This window comes from [Muricauda] lutisoli (nom. illeg.) (assembly GCF_017313105.1).
Taxonomy (GTDB): domain Bacteria; phylum Bacteroidota; class Bacteroidia; order Flavobacteriales; family Flavobacteriaceae; genus Flagellimonas; species Flagellimonas lutisoli.
Map to the genome: position 1 here is coordinate 585653 of NZ_JAFLND010000002.1, position 17193 is coordinate 602845.

At 40.4% G+C, this 17193-nt stretch carries 16 protein-coding genes and 2 tRNA genes; 11 read left to right on the forward strand and 7 right to left on the reverse strand.

The genetic code is table 11. The features are described 5' to 3' along the window. Window positions 1–77: 77 nt before the first annotated feature. The 8 genes from J0X13_RS09950 (at window position 78) to J0X13_RS09985 (ending at window position 9512) form a co-directional block, all read left to right on the forward strand. Complete coding sequence (locus J0X13_RS09950; protein ID WP_207071275.1) at window positions 78–944, forward strand: MBL fold metallo-hydrolase; 867 nt, start codon at window positions 78–80, stop codon at window positions 942–944. Window positions 945–971: 27 nt separating this feature from the next. Beyond that, window positions 972–2621 (forward strand): S8 family peptidase, encoded by a 1650-nt coding sequence (locus tag J0X13_RS09955; protein WP_207071276.1) that lies wholly within the window; start codon window positions 972–974, stop codon window positions 2619–2621. A 3-nt stretch (window positions 2622–2624) separates the two neighbouring features. Next, window positions 2625–4478: a M1 family metallopeptidase gene (locus J0X13_RS09960; protein ID WP_207071277.1), complete on the forward strand. Its 1854-nt coding sequence runs from the start codon at window positions 2625–2627 to the stop codon at window positions 4476–4478. A 111-nt stretch (window positions 4479–4589) separates the two neighbouring features. After that, a complete protein-coding gene (gene rnpA / locus J0X13_RS09965) occupies window positions 4590–5042 on the forward strand; it encodes a ribonuclease P protein component (RefSeq protein ID WP_207071278.1) in 453 nt (150 codons plus the stop codon). Then, window positions 5026–6651 carry a S41 family peptidase gene (locus J0X13_RS09970; RefSeq protein WP_207071279.1) on the forward strand — a complete coding sequence of 542 codons (1626 nt, stop codon included), beginning with the start codon at window positions 5026–5028 and terminating at the stop codon, window positions 6649–6651. Before rnpA ends, J0X13_RS09970 begins: the two co-directional genes overlap by 17 nt. 708 nt (window positions 6652–7359) lie before the next feature. After that, complete coding sequence (locus J0X13_RS09975; protein ID WP_207071280.1) at window positions 7360–7653, forward strand: hypothetical protein; 294 nt, start codon at window positions 7360–7362, stop codon at window positions 7651–7653. A gap of 25 nt (window positions 7654–7678) precedes the next feature. Next, the gene (gene dcm, locus J0X13_RS09980; RefSeq protein WP_207071281.1) at window positions 7679–8926 is read left to right on the forward strand and encodes a DNA (cytosine-5-)-methyltransferase; all 1248 of its coding nucleotides are present in this window, start codon (window positions 7679–7681) and stop codon (window positions 8924–8926) included. Continuing rightward, window positions 8904–9512, forward strand: a complete 609-nt coding sequence (locus J0X13_RS09985) for a hypothetical protein (RefSeq protein WP_207071282.1) — start codon at window positions 8904–8906, stop codon at window positions 9510–9512. The genes dcm and J0X13_RS09985 overlap by 23 nt, the downstream gene beginning before the upstream one ends. Before the next feature lies 1 nt (window position 9513). Here J0X13_RS09985 and J0X13_RS09990 read toward each other — a convergent pair whose 3' ends face one another. From J0X13_RS09990 to J0X13_RS10000, 3 genes are read right to left on the reverse strand one after another with little or no spacing between them, the layout of a single operon-like run. Further along, complete coding sequence (locus J0X13_RS09990; RefSeq protein ID WP_207071283.1) at window positions 9514–9954, reverse strand: GNAT family N-acetyltransferase; 441 nt, start codon at window positions 9952–9954, stop codon at window positions 9514–9516. Further along, on the reverse strand, window positions 9954–10874 hold the full coding sequence (locus tag J0X13_RS09995; protein WP_207071284.1) for a cation diffusion facilitator family transporter: 921 nt from the start codon (window positions 10872–10874) through the stop codon (window positions 9954–9956). The genes J0X13_RS09990 and J0X13_RS09995 overlap by 1 nt, the downstream gene beginning before the upstream one ends. Window positions 10875–10879: 5 nt before the next feature. Next, window positions 10880–11311, reverse strand: a complete 432-nt coding sequence (locus J0X13_RS10000) for an RpiB/LacA/LacB family sugar-phosphate isomerase (protein ID WP_207028629.1) — start codon at window positions 11309–11311, stop codon at window positions 10880–10882. A 593-nt stretch (window positions 11312–11904) separates the two neighbouring features. Between J0X13_RS10000 and rnr the strand changes: the two genes are divergently transcribed. From rnr to J0X13_RS10015, 3 genes are read left to right on the forward strand one after another with little or no spacing between them, the layout of a single operon-like run. Continuing rightward, a complete protein-coding gene (rnr, locus tag J0X13_RS10005) occupies window positions 11905–14088 on the forward strand; it encodes a ribonuclease R (protein ID WP_207071285.1) in 2184 nt (727 codons plus the stop codon). A 52-nt stretch (window positions 14089–14140) separates the two neighbouring features. Further along, the gene (locus J0X13_RS10010; RefSeq protein ID WP_207071286.1) at window positions 14141–14821 is read left to right on the forward strand and encodes a head GIN domain-containing protein; all 681 of its coding nucleotides are present in this window, start codon (window positions 14141–14143) and stop codon (window positions 14819–14821) included. 3 nt (window positions 14822–14824) lie between these two features. Beyond that, complete coding sequence (locus tag J0X13_RS10015) at window positions 14825–15487, forward strand: LysE family translocator (RefSeq protein WP_207071287.1); 663 nt, start codon at window positions 14825–14827, stop codon at window positions 15485–15487. Window positions 15488–15520: 33 nt separating this feature from the next. On the opposite strand, the gene J0X13_RS10020 is transcribed toward J0X13_RS10015, so the two are convergent. The 4 genes from J0X13_RS10020 to J0X13_RS10035 all read right to left on the reverse strand — a co-directional run bounded on the left by J0X13_RS10020 (window position 15521) and on the right by J0X13_RS10035 (window position 17186). Further along, window positions 15521–15591 (reverse strand) — tRNA-Cys (locus tag J0X13_RS10020). Window positions 15592–15687: 96 nt separating this feature from the next. Continuing rightward, a tRNA-Cys gene (locus J0X13_RS10025) sits at window positions 15688–15759 on the reverse strand. A 65-nt stretch (window positions 15760–15824) separates the two neighbouring features. After that, entirely contained in the window at window positions 15825–16181 is a 357-nt protein-coding gene (gene folB / locus J0X13_RS10030) for a dihydroneopterin aldolase (RefSeq protein ID WP_207071288.1), read from the reverse strand. 45 nt (window positions 16182–16226) lie between these two features. After that, complete coding sequence (locus J0X13_RS10035; protein ID WP_207071289.1) at window positions 16227–17186, reverse strand: PorP/SprF family type IX secretion system membrane protein; 960 nt, start codon at window positions 17184–17186, stop codon at window positions 16227–16229. Window positions 17187–17193: the final 7 nt, after the last annotated feature.

Below are 17193 nucleotides of genomic sequence, written 5' to 3' on the forward strand. Positions count from 1 at the left end.
AATACGGCCAATATATCCTTATTTTTTCGCCATTTGGACAGTGCTTTTCTTATTTTGCATCCCATTTTACTTTCAGAATGACAATTTATCCCATTGAGACCGGTAATTTTAAGTTAGATGGCGGGGCCATGTTCGGTGTGGTTCCCAAATCCATTTGGAACAGAACCAATCCTGCGGACAGCAATAACATGATAGACCTTGCTGCCCGTTGCCTTTTAATAGAGGATGGAGACAGGCTTGTTTTGATAGACAACGGACTTGGCAACAAGCAATCTGAAAAGTTCTTTAGCTATTACTATCTGTGGGGCGATCATTCCCTGGATAAGTCCTTAAAAAATGCCGGGTTTCATAGAGATGATATTACCGATGTTTTTTTGACCCACCTACATTTTGACCACTGTGGGGGCAGCATTCAGTGGAACAAGGACCGAACCGGTTACGAGCCCGCATTTAAGAATGCCAAGTTCTGGACCAACAAGGACCATTGGGAATGGGCGACCAAACCCAATGCTCGGGAAAAAGCCTCTTTTTTAAAGGAGAACCTTTTGCCTATGGAAGAAAGTGGGCAACTCAATTTTGTGAAGCGAACCGAATCCTCCTTTATGGAGAATTCGGAACTCGGTTTCGGCATCCACTTTGTGGATGGGCATACCGATAAACAAATGCTTCCCCATTTAAAGTACAAGGGCAAAACCTTGGTTTTTGTAGCAGATCTTATTCCTACCGTAGGCCACATTCCGCTTCCATATGTGATGGGGTACGATACACGTCCGTTATTGACCTTGAAAGAAAAACAGTCATTTTTAAATAACGCTGCGGAAAATGATTGGCTCTTGCTCTTCGAGCACGATGCCCACAATCAAATCTGCTCCTTGAAACAAACCGAAAAAGGGGTTCGCTTGAACGAATTGTTTACGTATAACGAACTTTTTAAATCACAATAAAATCCCTCACTTTTACAAATACATTTTATGAATCGCACATATAACAAACTAGCATTCTTATCCGTGTTCACCGCCCTGTTTTTAATGGGTTGTGGATCTACAGCGTTGGTTTCAACCCCTGTTGAGAATATTGACGCCGTTCCCTTAAAAGTCTCCGAGCTTACCGAAGCGGAGAAAAAACATTGGGGCCATCTGGACCTTATTGCCGATACCATTCCGGGCATGAGTGTGGACAAGGCCTACAATGAGATCATAAGAAACAAGAAAGGGAAAACCGTTGTGGTGGCCGTTTTGGATTCGGGAATGGATTTGAACCACGAAGATCTTAACGGTGTTCTTTGGACCAATTCCGATGAAATACCAAACAATGGCAAGGATGATGATGGCAACGGCTATGTGGACGACGTTCACGGTTATAATTTTTTGGGCGAATCTTACAACGAGCAATTGGAATATGTTAGGATGCTTCGTTTAAACATCGGGGATGCGTCCGAAAGAGCTGAAGCAAGGCTTTTACTTGACAAAGAATACCCAGAAGCTGTCCAGAACAAGCAACAGTACGAGCAAATATTTCAAGTAGTAAAAGGTGCCGATGAGCTTGTAAGAAACGAACTTGGCAAAGAAGACTACACCAAAGAGGACTTGCTTTCCATTGAGCCCAAAACTGCTCAAATGGAGCAAAGTGTTGCAGTTTTGACCCAAATGTTCACCTATGGCGACAGTATTCCAGATGTTTTGGACGAACTCGAAGAGGGTATTAAGTATTTCTCTGAGCAGGCCAATTACAACCTAAACAAGGATTTTAATGGGCGAGCCCCCGTAGGTGACGACCCATACGATATCACCGATGTGCCATACGGAAACGGGAATCCAAAGAATATGGTGGAATCTGAAAGCCACGGGACGCACGTTGCGGGAATCATTGCGGCCAAGCGAAATAATGGCATTGGTGTGGACGGAGTGGCCAACAACGTGGAAATTATGAGTATTAGGGCCGTTCCTAATGGAGATGAATACGATAAAGACATCGCTCTTGGTATTCGCTATGCTGTGGACAATGGTGCATCCATAATCAATTGTAGCTTTGGAAAATCATTTTCTCCAAAAGCCGAATGGGTATACGATGCCATTAAATATGCTGCCTCCAAGGACGTTTTGATCGTTCATGCTGCCGGGAATGATGGTGAAGACTTGGAAAATCCTGAAAACAGGAATTATCCGAACGACGATATGGAGAGCGATCAAGAGTTTGTGGACAATATGCTTACCGTTGGCGCCCTTTCTAGCAGCTATGGATCCGAAATGGTGGCATCGTTCTCCAATTATGGGAAACAACGTGTTGATGTATTTGCTCCGGGAGCCGAGATTTATTCCACTATGCCCAATAGCGAATATGAGTTCCAGGGCGGAACTTCAATGGCAGCACCAGCGGTTGCAGGGGTTGCTGCATTGATTCGCTCTTACCATCCGGATCTTTCCGCATCGCAAGTAAAAAATATCATCATGCAGTCCGGTCTTAGAACAACAAGATCCGTTATCGTGGCGGGTGATGAAACAAAATCCACCACTTTCGATAAAATTTCAAAGTCGGGCAAAATGGTAAATGCCTACAATGCCTTAATTTTAGCAAACAACATTTCAAACGGAAAAACTACACTAGAAAGTAATTCAAAATAACCTATGAAGCGTTTACAAACACTATTTTTTTCGGCCTTTTTTGGAGTTGGCCTTTTGTTAAGTGCACAAACATCCGGTGACTGGCAACAGCATGTGGATTATACCATGGATGTGCAGATGGATGTAGAAACCTATCAGTACAGCGGCACCCAAAAATTGGTCTATACCAACAATTCTCCCGATGAATTGAGTCGTGTTTTTTATCATTTGTACTACAATGCCTTCCAGCCTGGTAGTGAAATGGATATCAGGCTCCAAAACATCAAAGACCCCGATAAAAGGATGATGGAAGACGGAAAAAGTAGAATTGCGTCCCTATCCGAAAACGAAATGGGGTATTTGCATGTGAAATCCCTGACCCAAGATGGACAGCCTGTTACTTTTACCGAGGAAGGTACCATATTGGTTGTTGATTTAGCAAAGCCCATTCCGGCAGGAGGAAAAACTACACTTGAAATGACTTTTGAGGGCCAGGTACCGTTGCAGATCAGACGTTCGGGAAGAAATAGTAGGGAAGGCGTAGCGCTTTCCATGAGCCAGTGGTATCCAAAACTTTCGGAATATGACTTTGAAGGATGGCACCCCAACCCTTATATTGCTCGTGAATTTCATGGCGTTTGGGGCGATTTCGACGTAAAGATCACATTGGACAAAGATTACACCGTTGGAGGTTCTGGCTATCTACAAAACCCGCAAGAAATTGGACATGGGTATGAAACCCCTGGAAGCAAAGTCAAGACCAAGGGAAAAACATTGACCTGGCACTTTAAAGCGCCCAACGTGCACGATTTTATGTGGGCTGCCGATCCAGAGTACATTCATGACATTTATGAAATGGAAGACGGGCCAACACTTCATTTCTTCTACAAGGACAATCCTGAATTCAATGAAAATTGGAAAAAACTTCAGCCCAAAACAGCAGAAGCAATGACCTTTTTCAGCAATAACGTAGGGAAATACCCTTATGAGCAATATTCCGTAGTACAAGGAGGTGATGGCGGAATGGAATATGCCATGAGCACCTTGATCACAGGTGAGCGTGAATTTGGAAGTTTGGTAGGGGTTATGGTTCACGAAATGGCCCACTCTTGGTTCCAGCATGTGCTTGCCACCAACGAGTCCGAGCATGAGTGGATGGATGAAGGCTTTACTTCATTTATCAGTAGCTTGTGCATGAACCAGATTATGGAGCAAAACAAGCAAAACCCCTTCGAGGGATCTTATCGCGGATACTACGCCTTGGTCAATTCCGGTTTGGAAATGCCGCAGTCCACCCATGCAGACAGGTACACGACCAATTTTGCCTATGGCGTTTCCGCTTATAGCAAAGGATCTATATTCTTGTCGCAGTTGGGATACATTATCGGTCAGGATAAGTTGATGGAGGCCATTCAAAAATATTTTGAGGATTTCAAGTTCAAACATCCTGTGCCGAACGATATCAAAAGAACTGCGGAAAAGGTGTCCGGTATGGAACTCAACTGGTATTTGACCGATTGGACACAGACCACCAACACTATTGATTACGGAATTAAAAGTGTTGAGGCCGATGGCGAAAACACCAAAGTAACCATGGAACGTATTGGTGAAATGCCTATGCCACTGGATATTTTGGTCGTAGGTAAAGACGGAACCCAAGAAACTTACTATGTGCCCTTGCGCATGATGTACGGAGAAAAAGAAAACCCTTATCCAAACCTGGAACGTACCGTTTTGGAAGATTGGCCTTGGGCTTACCCCACGTACGAGTTTACCTTGGACATGCCTTTGAAGAACGTACAGGCCATTATGATCGACCCATCTCAGTTGATGGCTGATGTAGATGGGGAGAACAATGTTTATCAGGCTGAGGAATAGGTCTTATATAAAGTATAGAACAAAAAAGGGCGGCCGATTGTGCCGCCCTTTTTTGTTCTGGGTAAAATATATTTAAGTAATTTTCCTTTTTTAAATGGAACTTTCCCCGAAATGCAAAAAGAAGGTGCTGATTCAAATAAGATAGAAACTCCCCTAAAAACTCCTCAAGGGGCCAACTCTGATTTTTCCTTTCCCAAGAAAGAAAAGCTTACCAATAAAAAGCTGTTCGAAGCCCTTTTTATAGAGGGGAAAACCCTTAAGGAATTTCCCATTAAACTGATATATCTCCCAACCGATTTTAAAGACGATGTGGCCATAAAGGTTGCAGTGGTCGCTCCCAAAAAGCGATTTAAAACCGCGGTGGATCGCAACAAAATCAAACGGCTGCTAAGAGAGGCTTACAGGCTCAACAAGCCCCTCATTTTTAACAACATTGAGGGAAATTTTGCGTTCATATTTTTATACCTTGGCAAGAAGACACCAAGTTTCAATGAAGTGGATACAGTCATGAAAAAGCTGTTAAATGCCTTTATAAATAAAGAATCCCATGAAAAGATTGATTAAAAAGCAGGTTTTGATTCCCATTTTGGCACTGACCGTTCTGGTTGGGGCCAGTAGTTTTAAAAGTGACTTTTTTGAGATTGCCAAACAGATAGAAATCTTCACCACCTTGTTCAAGGAGCTCAACATGAACTATGTGGACGAGACGAATCCGGCCGAGTTGATGGATTCCGCCATCAAAAACATGTTGGGGGAACTAGATCCCTACACGCAATTTTTGAACGAACAGGATGTCGAATCCTTTAAAATCAACAATTCAGGGGAATATTCTGGAATCGGGGCACTTGTGCGTTCGTACGAGAATAAATTGGTGGTGGTAGAGCCATACCAAGGATACGCCGCGGACAAGGCCGGCCTTAAAGCTGGAGATGAAATCATCAAGATCGGGGAAACCTTGGTCGCCGATTTCGACGATAATGCAGGAGAGCTGCTAAAAGGAGCCAACAACTCCACCGTTGAGGTTACTTTTTTAAGACAGGGGGAGACTAAAACAGCGACCATCACTCGAGAAGGTGTGGAGGTAGATGCCGTTCCTTTTTACGATATGATCGATGAAAAAACAGGATATATTGTCTTGTCCCGCTTCAACAGAAAAGCTTCCAAACAAACACAATCTGCATTGCAGGACCTTAAAGGGCGTGGTGCGGAACGGCTGGTTTTGGATTTAAGGGGAAACCCTGGCGGATTACTGTCGGAGGCCATTAATGTTACCAATCTTTTTGTTCCCAAAGGAGAGCTGATCGTAACAACCAAATCCAAAGTAAAAAAATTCAATCAAGAATATAAGACCAGAAACAAACCGGAGGATGAGGACATTCCCTTGGTTGTTCTGGTGAATGGAAAAAGTGCTTCTGCAAGTGAGATTGTTTCCGGCGGATTGCAAGATTTGGATCGCGCCGTAATTGTTGGGGCCAGAAGTTTTGGAAAAGGATTGGTACAACGTCCTTTAAAGTTGACGTATGGCACCCAACTAAAAGTGACCATTTCCAGATATTATACCCCATCCGGAAGGTGTATCCAGTCTTTGGATTACTGGAACCGGGATGAGGAGGGGAATGCGGTTCGCAATACAAAATTCAATGAGTTTACCACCCGAAACGGAAGAAAAGTATGGGATGGGGGCGGCATTATGCCGGATATTACCATTGAATCCTTAAAGACCAACACTCTGATCGATGCCTTGGAAGCCAACAATATCGTATTTGATTTTGCAACGGATTACTATTACGACCACAACTTTGACTCTGTGGAAGATTTTAATTTTTCCAGTGCGGATTACAGCGCATTCAAGTCCTTTGCCGAAGAGCAGAACTTCTCTTATCGGACTAGGACGGAGGAGGTTCTTGAGGAAACCATCAACAGTGATGAAACCTTGTTGGGACCCGAAATCCAGGAAAAGTACAAAGATTTGCTGTTGGCAGTGAACAGGGGAAAAATAACGGCCTTGAATACTTTTCAAAAGGAAATCCAAAAGAATTTGGAAGATGAGATCATTACAAGGTATTTCTACCGAGAAGGGCTCTACAAATACTATCTGGACCACGATGATGCCATACTGACCGCCAAAGAATTGTTGGCCGACAAGGACAAATATGCCGAAATACTTAAATAGGGGCAGAACAGGCCATAAAGGGTATCCATCAATTCAAATATAGTAACCGTCAAGTTTTACGGAAAATTCACCTGCCAAGGTGTTAACTTATCTGAAAACTTGCTCATGACCTTTACAATTGTAACCTTGACCTTGGTCGGTTTTGTGCTTCTTTTTTGGCTATATAACTTAATGAACAACTGTTTTAATAGGTATTTCTGCATGTTGAAAAGCAGAAAAAACGGCTCGATTACCACGCAATATGCCTCTATAATTTCAGTAGATACGGTAGAGGGTGGTAAAAAACCATTGCTGGAACTATTACTTCTCTTTCAAAATTTCTCCGGTCATCACATTCATAGAAAAATAAGGGTTTGGGACAGTAAACCCCATTTAGGCAGGTTTCCCCCTGATAAAACAATCCCTAGACCCGGTTTTTCTTTCAGGTCAGCGATTCCGCTTTTCCTTTGTTCTTGTAATTATCTGGGCCATCAATCTTGTTGTTTATGTAACAGGTTGTTACGTTCTTGTAGGGGAGGCCTTGAAAAGGGTCTTGGATGCACCAAAAAAATATGAGGCCATTTTTAAAAGCTCCCATACGTGGGAAGTCGGTTTAGTATTTGTTGGGGTCAGTGTTATACTGTACTTGCTCCTAAAAAAAATCGGGGTTTATTATATTATGGAATTAGAACCAGGGCAACGGTTATCAAGCAGAAAACCATAAAAGTTTTGAACAGAAAAAAGCTTGTTGCCCAATTATCCTATGTTTTTAAAGATCACACAGGTCGGCAATTCAAAGGATGCGACAAAAAAGTGTTGGAAATTGAGGAAGCAGTCTTCCCTGCAGAAAACCCTGAATTGGAGATAATGTATCTGCCAAATGATGTTGATACTTCACGTATTGTGGAAAACTTGGAGTCCAATACTTTTTCCCGGTTCTTGAACATCATATATATGATCGTTGTTTTTAATTTTTCAGTGCTGTTTGTAATTCAATTTTACCTAACCGTGTTTGATGCTTAAACAAGAATAAAACCTATTTTTGGGCATGCAACAACTCAAGGTCTGTGAACTTTTTGCGGGTGTAGGTGGTTTTCGCCTGGGATTGGAAAACACCGGTCACTATGCCGTAGTATGGAGCAACCAATGGGAACCATCGACCAAAATGCAACATGCTTCTATGGTCTATGGAGCACGATTTGGTGCTGAAAACCATTCCAATGCAAATATTGAGACCGTTGCTACCAGGGAAATACCCGATTTTGATATGCTGGTAGGTGGATTTCCTTGCCAAGACTATTCCGTTGCAACATCCTTAAAGAATTCCAAAGGTCTCATCGGTAAAAAAGGAGTGCTCTGGTGGTCCATTCATCGAATTTTGTCAGAGAAAGAGAACAAACCGAAATATCTTTTTTTGGAAAATGTGGATCGGCTTTTAAAGTCACCTTCGAACCAACGAGGACGTGATTTTGCCGTAATGCTCCGAAGTTTATCGGATTTGGGCTATGCTGTCGAATGGCGCGTAATAAATGCAGCCGAGTATGGAATGCCACAGCGCCGAAGGCGCGTTTTTTTTCTGGCATATTTTAAGGGTACAGAGATATACAAAAATCTCCAAAATTCCCATGCAACAGACTGGATGCTCAAAGATGGAACCTTCTGCAATGCCTTTCCTGTAAACCAAAATTCCAAAAAACCTGTTGAATTTGATTTGGAAGAGGATTTGGTATCCTTATCCAATAATTTCAATACCGAAAAAGGACTTTCCCCTTTTTTAAACACAGGCATTTGTGTGCATGGTAAGGTTTCTACCCTAAAAACATCTCCTTTTTACGACGGCAAAAGAACTATGCTCTCCGATATTCTGGTGGAGAGTAAAATACCATTAGAATATTATATTGATGACACCGATTTGCCCAAATGGGAATACTTAAAGGGCTCTAAAAAAGAAATTCGCAAGACCAAAGCTGGTTTTGAATACAATTACAGCGAGGGCAGCATGGTTTTCCCAGATGCCCTTGATCAACCTTCCAGAACTATAATAACCGGAGAAGGTGGCAAATCCCCGTCCCGGTTTAAACACGTGGTTCAGACCTCCAAGGGGCCGCGAAGACTTTTACCTATAGAATTGGAACGGTTGAACATGTTTCCGGATAATCACACCAAGATGGAGGGCATTTCGGATGCCAAACGTGCCTTTTTTATGGGCAACGCTCTGGTAGTGGGAATTGTGGAACGAGTTGGTACTTCCCTATTCCAGAAAATATCCCAACTTGAAAAGCAACTTCAAAGCTGACTTATCCAAAGAACAACAATTAACCCCATTACTGGATTTTTATTATCAAAAACATCTGAAGCATTACGCCTTTGAGCGTATTTCCGCACTAAAAAAACAACTGCGTGGTATTGACATTATCCTAAAGGATGAGCGTTCAACAAAGGAGTTTTATGTTGATGAAAAAGCCCAATTGGATTACATAAACGAAAGCCTGCCCACATTTGCTTTTGAGCTTCTATATCAAAAAAATGGGGTTCAAAAACAGGGGTGGTTGTTCGATACGTTCAAAAAAACTCATTTTTATGCATTGGTGACCAGTATTTTTTCGGATGCGGAAAACGCTATTACTTCTTGTAACATCACTTTTGTAAATCGCGAAAAATTAATTCAACATTTGGATAAAATAGGCTTGTCCAAAAAATATTTGGAACATGTTATTACCCAAAATAAAGGCATGCACGGTAAATTGATTTTAGATAAATTGAATGCCAAAACAGAAGGTTATCTCTTTTTTTCAACCAAAAACAAAGCTGAAAAACCTTGGAACCTAGTTTTAAAATTGGACTATTTGGAGCAAATCGGTGTGGCGAAAAGGTTGGTTTGAATTACTCTTTCAACATCCTTCGGTGTGGAATACCGTCTTCCAAATACTCTTCTCCAAAAGCAGTAAAACCAAGATCTGTATAAAACTTTAAAAGGTAGGATTGCGCAGAAATTTCGATGGGTTGCTTCGGAAATCTTTGGTTTATTGCAGCCAATGAGGCTTGCATTATCTGTTTGCCCAATCCATATTTTCGTTGTTCTTGGCTTACCACCACCCTACCTATGCTCACATTGTTAAAATAATCGCCCGGTTTAAAAATTCGTGTGTACGCAACGAGCTCACCATCTTTAATGCCCATAACATGAAGTGCCTTTTGGTCCTTATTATCCACATCTTGGTAGACACAATCTTGCTCCACTACAAAAACCTCGCTTCGGAGGCGTAAAATTTGGTAGAGTTCTTCGGTAGAGAGCTCGTCAAATGTTTTAACGGATACTTGCATTAGTCTTGGACTATTACGCTTTTGGAATCGCACTTGTCAAATTCGGGTTGAATATTAACATGGTTGATACCGTGCTTATGGTAGACATGCTCCTCTATTTTTTCAAGGATTTCATCAAACTCCGAGAGTTTTATATCATTTTTAAAATCCACATGGGCCTCCATGTGCAGTTCTTCTTCATTAAGTTGCCAAATGTGCACATGGTGTACATTTTTTACTGGGTCTATGGTACAAATAGATTCCACAATATCTTGGATGACCACCGATTTTGGGGTAAAAAGCATCAATACTTTGGTGGATTCCTTTAAAAGGTCATATCCCATATAAATCAGATAGACACCTATGATCATGGTAAGGACGGCATCTACCCAGTAAATCTGGTAAAATTTCATTAAAATACCCCCAATCAAAACGGCTACAGAGGCCATCATATCGGTAAGCAAGTGCAAATAGGCCGATTTCATGTTCATATTGTGTTCGGCATCCTTTTTCAACAACAACACGCTAAAACCATTTCCAGCAATGGCAATCAATGCAAGCCAAATTACCAGGTTGGATTCTATTTGCTGGGGATCCAATAATCTTTCAACAGCTTCTTTCATTAAGATAAGTGCAACAACCACAAGGGTAGCCGCGTTTATGAATGCTGCTAGTATCTCTGCGCGTTTATAACCGAAAGTTCTGTGTTTACTCGCCTTCTTTTTACCTAATTTTGTTGCTCCATAACTAATTACCAGAGAAAGTACATCACTAAAATTGTGCAGTGCATCTGACAATAATGCCAAACTTCCCGATAATAAGCCACCAACGACTTGGGCCAAAGTTATGGCTATGTTCAGGATTATGGAGATAAGAAGGTTTCTCCCCTTTAAATCGGGGTGTGCGTGTGAATGTCCGTGATGGTGATGGTGATGACCCATAGGGTTTATCTGCAAGGAATTTTTTCAATTCTACGTTCGTGCCTGCCACCATCAAATTTAGTATTCAAAAATGTTTCGACCATATCGAGCGCTTGGGGAAGGGAAATAAAACGAGCTGGTAAACTTAAAATATTGGCATCGTTATGTTCCCTGGCCAATTGGGTAATTTCTTTGTTCCAACACAAAGCTCCCCTTACATTTTGATGTTTGTTTATGGTCATGGTGGCACCATTCCCGCTACCACACAATACAATGCCCAAATCAACATTCCCTTCAGCAACATCGGTAGCTACAGGATGTGTAAAATCAGGATAATCCACGCTATCGGTTCCGTCGGTACCATAATTAATAACTTCAATTCCTTTGGATTTTAACAAACCAATAATGGCAAGTTTATAATCGGTTCCGGCGTGGTCGTTTCCTATGGCAATTTTCATGGTTTTATATTAAAATGGATGCAAAACAAAGGTACAATATCTTTTAATGTTACAGTGTTTATAAAAACGAGGATATTTTTGCATTTGGTTAAAAAACAATCATTTAACAATATTGCCATTTTGTTAACTATTTGCATAAAACTATTGGTAACGAAATTTTGTTTTTAAAGAAAATTAATGAATAGAAATAATTATGTAATGGTGGGGCAATATTCCATTAAAAATTAATCAACCTATATAAACCTTTTTTTGTGGGTAATTAACATTAAAGAAACATTAACTTTTCAATAAATTGATGTTGATAACGGTTATTAAAAACCGTGGACAAAAATTATAATATCCTGATTTCTAATTTTATCGATATCTGACAACTTGTGAACAAAATATTTTGATCGTTCAAAGCAACTTTTTAACTAAAATTTTATTCCACATTTCAACGATCCATCATCATCATCATTTTAATAAAATTTAAAAAAGAAGAAAAAAGATACTATTGATAATTGTTGATAAAGTTCATTTTGTTTTGGATTACTGTTCCTTTCCTTATTGGCCAAGGATTATAATTCGTATTTTTCAAAAAAATAAGGACGTTAATGTCGAAGAAAAAGAAGAGAGCTGGTAGTCAGCGAAAGAATGAAATTACGAAGGGCATTTTCACCGTACTGGAAAAAGAACCGTCCAAAACCTTCAATTACAAGCAAATAGCTTCTAGGTTAGGTATTACCGATACTCAAGATAGGAACCTATTAATCAAACGTTTAGGGCAGTTAAAAGCAAGTGAGCGCATTGTGGAACCAGAGCGGGGAAAATACCAAAAGAAGCCATCCTTACATACTTATTTTACGGGAAGAGTAGATCTTACAACAACTGGCAATGCCTATATAGTGGTGGATGAATTGGATGATGATATCTTTGTTGCCAATAATAATCTCAACAAAGCTTTCCATGGCGACACTGTGGAGGTGTTTATAAAGCCCAGACGCAAGAGCAAAAAAATGGAAGGAGAAATCTCCCGAGTGCTCGAACGTAAAAAGACCTCTTATGTTGGTATTGTGGACAAACAAAAAAGTTTTGCCTTTGTCCGCCCTACCGATTCCAGAATGTACACCGATATTTTTATTCCGCCCGAAAAGCTGAAAAAAGCCAACGATGGTGATAAGGTATTGGTAAATCTTGGAGATTGGCCCGATGATGCGGATTCGCCTTATGGTGAAATCGTGGAAGTACTGGGCAGGCCTGGTGAACACCATACCGAAATACATGCGATTTTAGCTGAATACGGTTTACCTCATGAGTTTCCATATGAAGTGGAACAGTTCGCCAAAACATTGGATACCAGTATAAAAGAATCGGAGATAGCCAAACGCAGGGATATGCGCGATGTACTTACATTTACCATTGATCCCAAGGATGCAAAAGATTTTGATGATGCTTTATCTTTTCAACAACTGGAAAACGGAAACTACGAAATAGGTATCCATATTGCCGATGTTTCGCACTATGTGCAGCCCGATACGATTTTGGAGGAAGAAGCTTATAATAGAGCAACCTCCGTTTATTTAGTGGATAGAGTGGTTCCCATGTTACCGGAGGTATTGTCCAATATGGCCTGTTCGCTTAGGCCCAATGAAGAGAAATATACCTTTTCGGCCATTTTTGAAATGGATGATAATGCCAAATTGGTAAAGCAATGGTTCGGAAGAACGGTGATCAACTCTAACGAACGTTTTGCCTATGAGGAAGCTCAGCACATTATTGAAACAGAGCAAAAACAGATTCCGAAGGACATATCCATTCGTGGAAATGCGTATTCTGTTTCCGATGAAGTTGTCCAAGCCGTGCTCACTTTTGACCGATTGGCTAAAATAATGAGACAGGCACGTATGGATGCAGGTGCCATTTCCTTTGATAAGATTGAAGTAAAGTTTCACCTGTCCGAGGACAATGAGCCCGTTGGTGTGTATTTTAAGGAAGCCAAAGATGCCAACAAGTTGATAGAGGAGTTTATGCTCTTGGCCAACAGAAAGGTTGCGGAATTTATAGGTAAACAGAAGAAAACATTTGTATACCGGGTCCATGACAAGCCCGATGAGGAAAAATTAATGGCCTTGAACGGCGTTATTTCCAGATTTGGACATAGTATCAATTTAAAGGATAGTAAGACCATTAACCAGTCCTTAAATAAGTTATTGGAGGATGTTAAAGGGAAAAAGGAACAGAATTTGGTGGATACCCTGGCCATTCGTAGTATGAGTAAAGCAATTTATACCACGGAGAATATTGGCCACTACGGATTGGGGTTTGAATATTACACGCATTTTACCTCTCCTATACGTCGTTATCCCGATGTGATGGTACATCGATTACTGCAACATTATCTTGATAAGGAAAAAACTCCTAAAGCTGCATTGTACGAAGAAAAATGCAAACATTCTTCCGATATGGAATTGCTGGCGGCCAATGCTGAACGGGATTCTATTAAGTACATGCAGATCAAATTTATGGAAGACCATAAGGACCAAGAGTTCTTGGGTGTAATTTCCGGGGTTACCGAATGGGGGATTTACGTAGAGATCGTAGAGAACAAATGTGAAGGAATGATCCGTATTCGTGATATTAAAGATGATTATTATGTTTTTGATGAACGCCAGTATGCTATAATCGGGGAACGTACCAAACGAATGTATCAACTTGGAGACGAAGTATATGTAATGGTGAAGAACACCGATTTGATCAAACGTCATTTGGACTTTTCGTTAATCGGTAAAAAGAAATAATACTATTTTGGAATAAAGTTTGTTATCCTATTGAGAACCAAATTTTTATAACATGAAAGTAATTACGATTGTTATATTGTTCCTGTCACTTCAATATATGGAAGCCCAGGATGCAACCGTAACCCAAAACCTACAAAAGTTCACCGAAGTAAAGGGATTTGACGGCATCTCCATCAATCTTATCAAATCCAATGAAAACAAGGCGGTGATCCAAGGAGCCAATACCACAAATGTCGCTATCGTGAACAACGATGGGGTCTTGAAAATCCGAATGGAAATCATTAAAATATTCAGTGGCTATAGAACCTATGTGGATCTATATCATTCGGAGGAACTACTGGTAATCGACGTGAATGAAGATGCAAGAATATCATCTGATGATACCTATGTACAAGAAGTTTTGGAACTTAAAGCACAGGAAGGTGGCGAACTAGAGGTTAATTGTGAAGTAGATCAACTATTGATCAAAGCTGTTTCCGGTGGGGAAATATTTGCAGGAGGATTTGCCAATACGCAAGATGTCATAATCAATACCGGTGGTGCGTACAATGGAAGAACATTTAAAACAAAATTTACTACCATAAGTGTTAATGCAGGGGGAAATGCCGAAATTTATGCATCGGACTATGTAAAGGCCAATGTAAAGGCCGGTGGAGAAGTCCTGGTGTACGGCGATCCAGAAAAAATGGACGAGCATACCCTCTTCGGCGGAAAAATAAAAAGAGTAAAGTAAAAAATGATTGAAGATATCCAAGCAGCGATCCCATTGGGATTTTTGTTGAGCTTTATGATCGGTCCTGTTTTCTTTGTTTTACTGGAAACAAGTGCCACCAAAGGTTTTAGGGCAGGGGTAAGCTTGGATATAGGAGTGATTATAGCGGATATTGTTTTTTTATTGATAGCCTACTTCAGTAGCTTTCAATTATTGGAAAACTTAAGCAACGAACCTGGACTTTTTGTGTTCGGTGGAATGATTCTTTTGGTTTATGGGATATTTCTTTTTGTGAAAAAGGCAAAGAAAAAATCCAATGTAAAGGCATCCAAAGGAACTTACCTGGGATTAATGGTAAAAGGCTTTTTGTTGAACTTTATCAATATTGGCGTACTTGCTTTTTGGTTGGGATTGATTATTGTTGTTGGGCCCAGTTTGGAGAACAATCCCAATAGAATGCTGGTGTTTTTTAGTACGGTGATCCTGGTTTATTTCGGAACTGATTTACTTAAGATTATTTTGGCTAAGCAGTTAAAGCGATATTTAACACAGGAACGTATTGTACTTATTAAAAAAGGATTGGGTATTGTATTGATTATTTGTGGAATTGTGCTTATTACCAAAGGATTTTTACCCAAGGAAAGATTTGACATCCAGGAAGAAATAGAGAAAATAGAAAAATTATAAACAAAAAAACCCAGCACACAGTACTGGGTTTTGAGGCATCGAGCGGATTCGAACCGCTGTACAAGCTTTTGCAGAGCTCTGCCTAGCCACTCGGCCACGATGCCAATTGGATCGCAAAGCTAAAAATATTTTATGAATTTTTAGATTGAAAAATAATCTAAATAAAATTGTGTGATATTTTCGCGAAAAGTATGCTTTTGAGGCATCGGGTGGACTCGAACCACCATAAAAGTCCTTGCGGGACTTTGTCTATCCAATTCGACCACAATGCCATTTAATTTCTTGTAAGACAAAATTACAAAAAGATTAACAGTATCAATGAGTTGGATAAAGCTGTTTATCTACTAATTCTGAGTTTTACCGAAACGCTTTCCACGTCGCCACCAATTGGAGGGTTTATTTTGGAAACTTCCACCTCCACTTCTGTTACTTCAGGTATTTCTTCGAATATACGATCAATGATTCTTTTGGCCACATGTTCCAGAAGATTGGAACGTACCGTCATTTCTTCTTTGATGATGTTATTTAAATGGACATAGTCCACTGTTTCGCTAAGCTGGTCGGAACTGGCAGGTTTGGATAGGTCGGCAGTGACCTCAAGATCTACCCTGTAATCGCTTCCAATGAGCATTTCTTCTTTTAAACACCCATGGTTGGAATGTATCCTAACGTTCTTTAACCTAATCTTTCCCAAAGCCTTGAATTAAGAAAGGGCAAAAATAGTGCAAAACGTTTTAAATCAATACATACATCTACAGTTACTTATGCCTTGGAATAGATCCATCCCAACCGTAAGTACGTGTGTTCCTGTACTATATCCCAAAATTTCATTGGTAATTACTTGATAGGAATATCCAAAATAGAAGTTACTTTTTTTAAACCCTGCCAAAGGTGCTATGTACAATGGTTCTCCCAATTGATCATTTAAAAAACGATAGGTAAGGCCTACATAATAGTAGTCTTCAAAATCCCGGAAACGGAATTTGGCATTTAAATCGGTTACCGAACGGCCATCACTCTCAAACCACTGAAAGAATACGGATGGTTCTATTTCCACTTTACTGTTCTTGCTCTTGGAAAAACTATAACCAGTGTACACATAGTAGTTTCTTAACTTATTGGGCTCTATCCGTATGATATCCGTATTAAAAGTGGACAAGTCTTTGTTAAGTACGTTTCCTGCATTTAGGCTAAAATAGAATTTATCTTGTCTGTAAAGTACGCCAAGATCAAAGTTGTGGTTGGTAGTGGCCTTATCATCTGTTGGCAATTGTCCATTTCTTGCCTCGAACTCTTCTACGTCTATTCTAAATTGGTTGAAATTATATGAAATCCCGAAGGAAAGGAAAACATCTTCATAATAGTCCACAGTCAAGTGGTGGGCAAAAGATACCCTAGCTCCTCTTTGTCTTGTATATCCATTGCTATCGTTATATAAAAGCATACCAACCCCGGACCTGTTCCCTATTCTGGCATCAGCTGCCAAGGTCTGCGTATCTGGAGCATCTTTAATCCCCACCCATTGAGTTAAGCCGTTTAAACGAACTTTTATGTGATCCCCGATACCTGCATAGGTCGGAGACATTAAAAATGGATTATCGGCTATATATTGGGATAATTGGGGTACGGTCAACTCTTGTCCCCTGGCACAAAGTGCCAAGAGAACAAATAAGATAGTTGAATATACTTTTTTAAACATGAGGTCA

What these genes read in the sequence shown, in the direction of transcription:
- J0X13_RS10010 (WP_207071286.1), top strand. Translation starts at nt 14,141, where the DNA reads ATGAAAGTAATTACGATTGTTATATTGTTCCTGTCACTTCAATATATG.
- J0X13_RS09995 (WP_207071284.1), bottom strand. Translation starts at nt 10,874, where the DNA reads ATGGGTCATCACCATCACCATCACGGACATTCACACGCACACCCCGAT.
- J0X13_RS09970 (WP_207071279.1), top strand. Translation starts at nt 5,026, where the DNA reads ATGAAAAGATTGATTAAAAAGCAGGTTTTGATTCCCATTTTGGCACTG.
- J0X13_RS10000 (WP_207028629.1), bottom strand. Translation starts at nt 11,311, where the DNA reads ATGAAAATTGCCATAGGAAACGACCACGCCGGAACCGATTATAAACTT.
- J0X13_RS09955 (WP_207071276.1), top strand. Translation starts at nt 972, where the DNA reads ATGAATCGCACATATAACAAACTAGCATTCTTATCCGTGTTCACCGCC.
- rnpA (WP_207071278.1), top strand. Translation starts at nt 4,590, where the DNA reads ATGCAAAAAGAAGGTGCTGATTCAAATAAGATAGAAACTCCCCTAAAA.
- J0X13_RS09960 (WP_207071277.1), top strand. Translation starts at nt 2,625, where the DNA reads ATGAAGCGTTTACAAACACTATTTTTTTCGGCCTTTTTTGGAGTTGGC.
- dcm (WP_207071281.1), top strand. Translation starts at nt 7,679, where the DNA reads ATGCAACAACTCAAGGTCTGTGAACTTTTTGCGGGTGTAGGTGGTTTT.
- J0X13_RS10035 (WP_207071289.1), bottom strand. Translation starts at nt 17,186, where the DNA reads ATGTTTAAAAAAGTATATTCAACTATCTTATTTGTTCTCTTGGCACTT.
- rnr (WP_207071285.1), top strand. Translation starts at nt 11,905, where the DNA reads ATGTCGAAGAAAAAGAAGAGAGCTGGTAGTCAGCGAAAGAATGAAATT.
- J0X13_RS10015 (WP_207071287.1), top strand. Translation starts at nt 14,825, where the DNA reads ATGATTGAAGATATCCAAGCAGCGATCCCATTGGGATTTTTGTTGAGC.
- J0X13_RS09990 (WP_207071283.1), bottom strand. Translation starts at nt 9,954, where the DNA reads ATGCAAGTATCCGTTAAAACATTTGACGAGCTCTCTACCGAAGAACTC.
- J0X13_RS09950 (WP_207071275.1), top strand. Translation starts at nt 78, where the DNA reads ATGACAATTTATCCCATTGAGACCGGTAATTTTAAGTTAGATGGCGGG.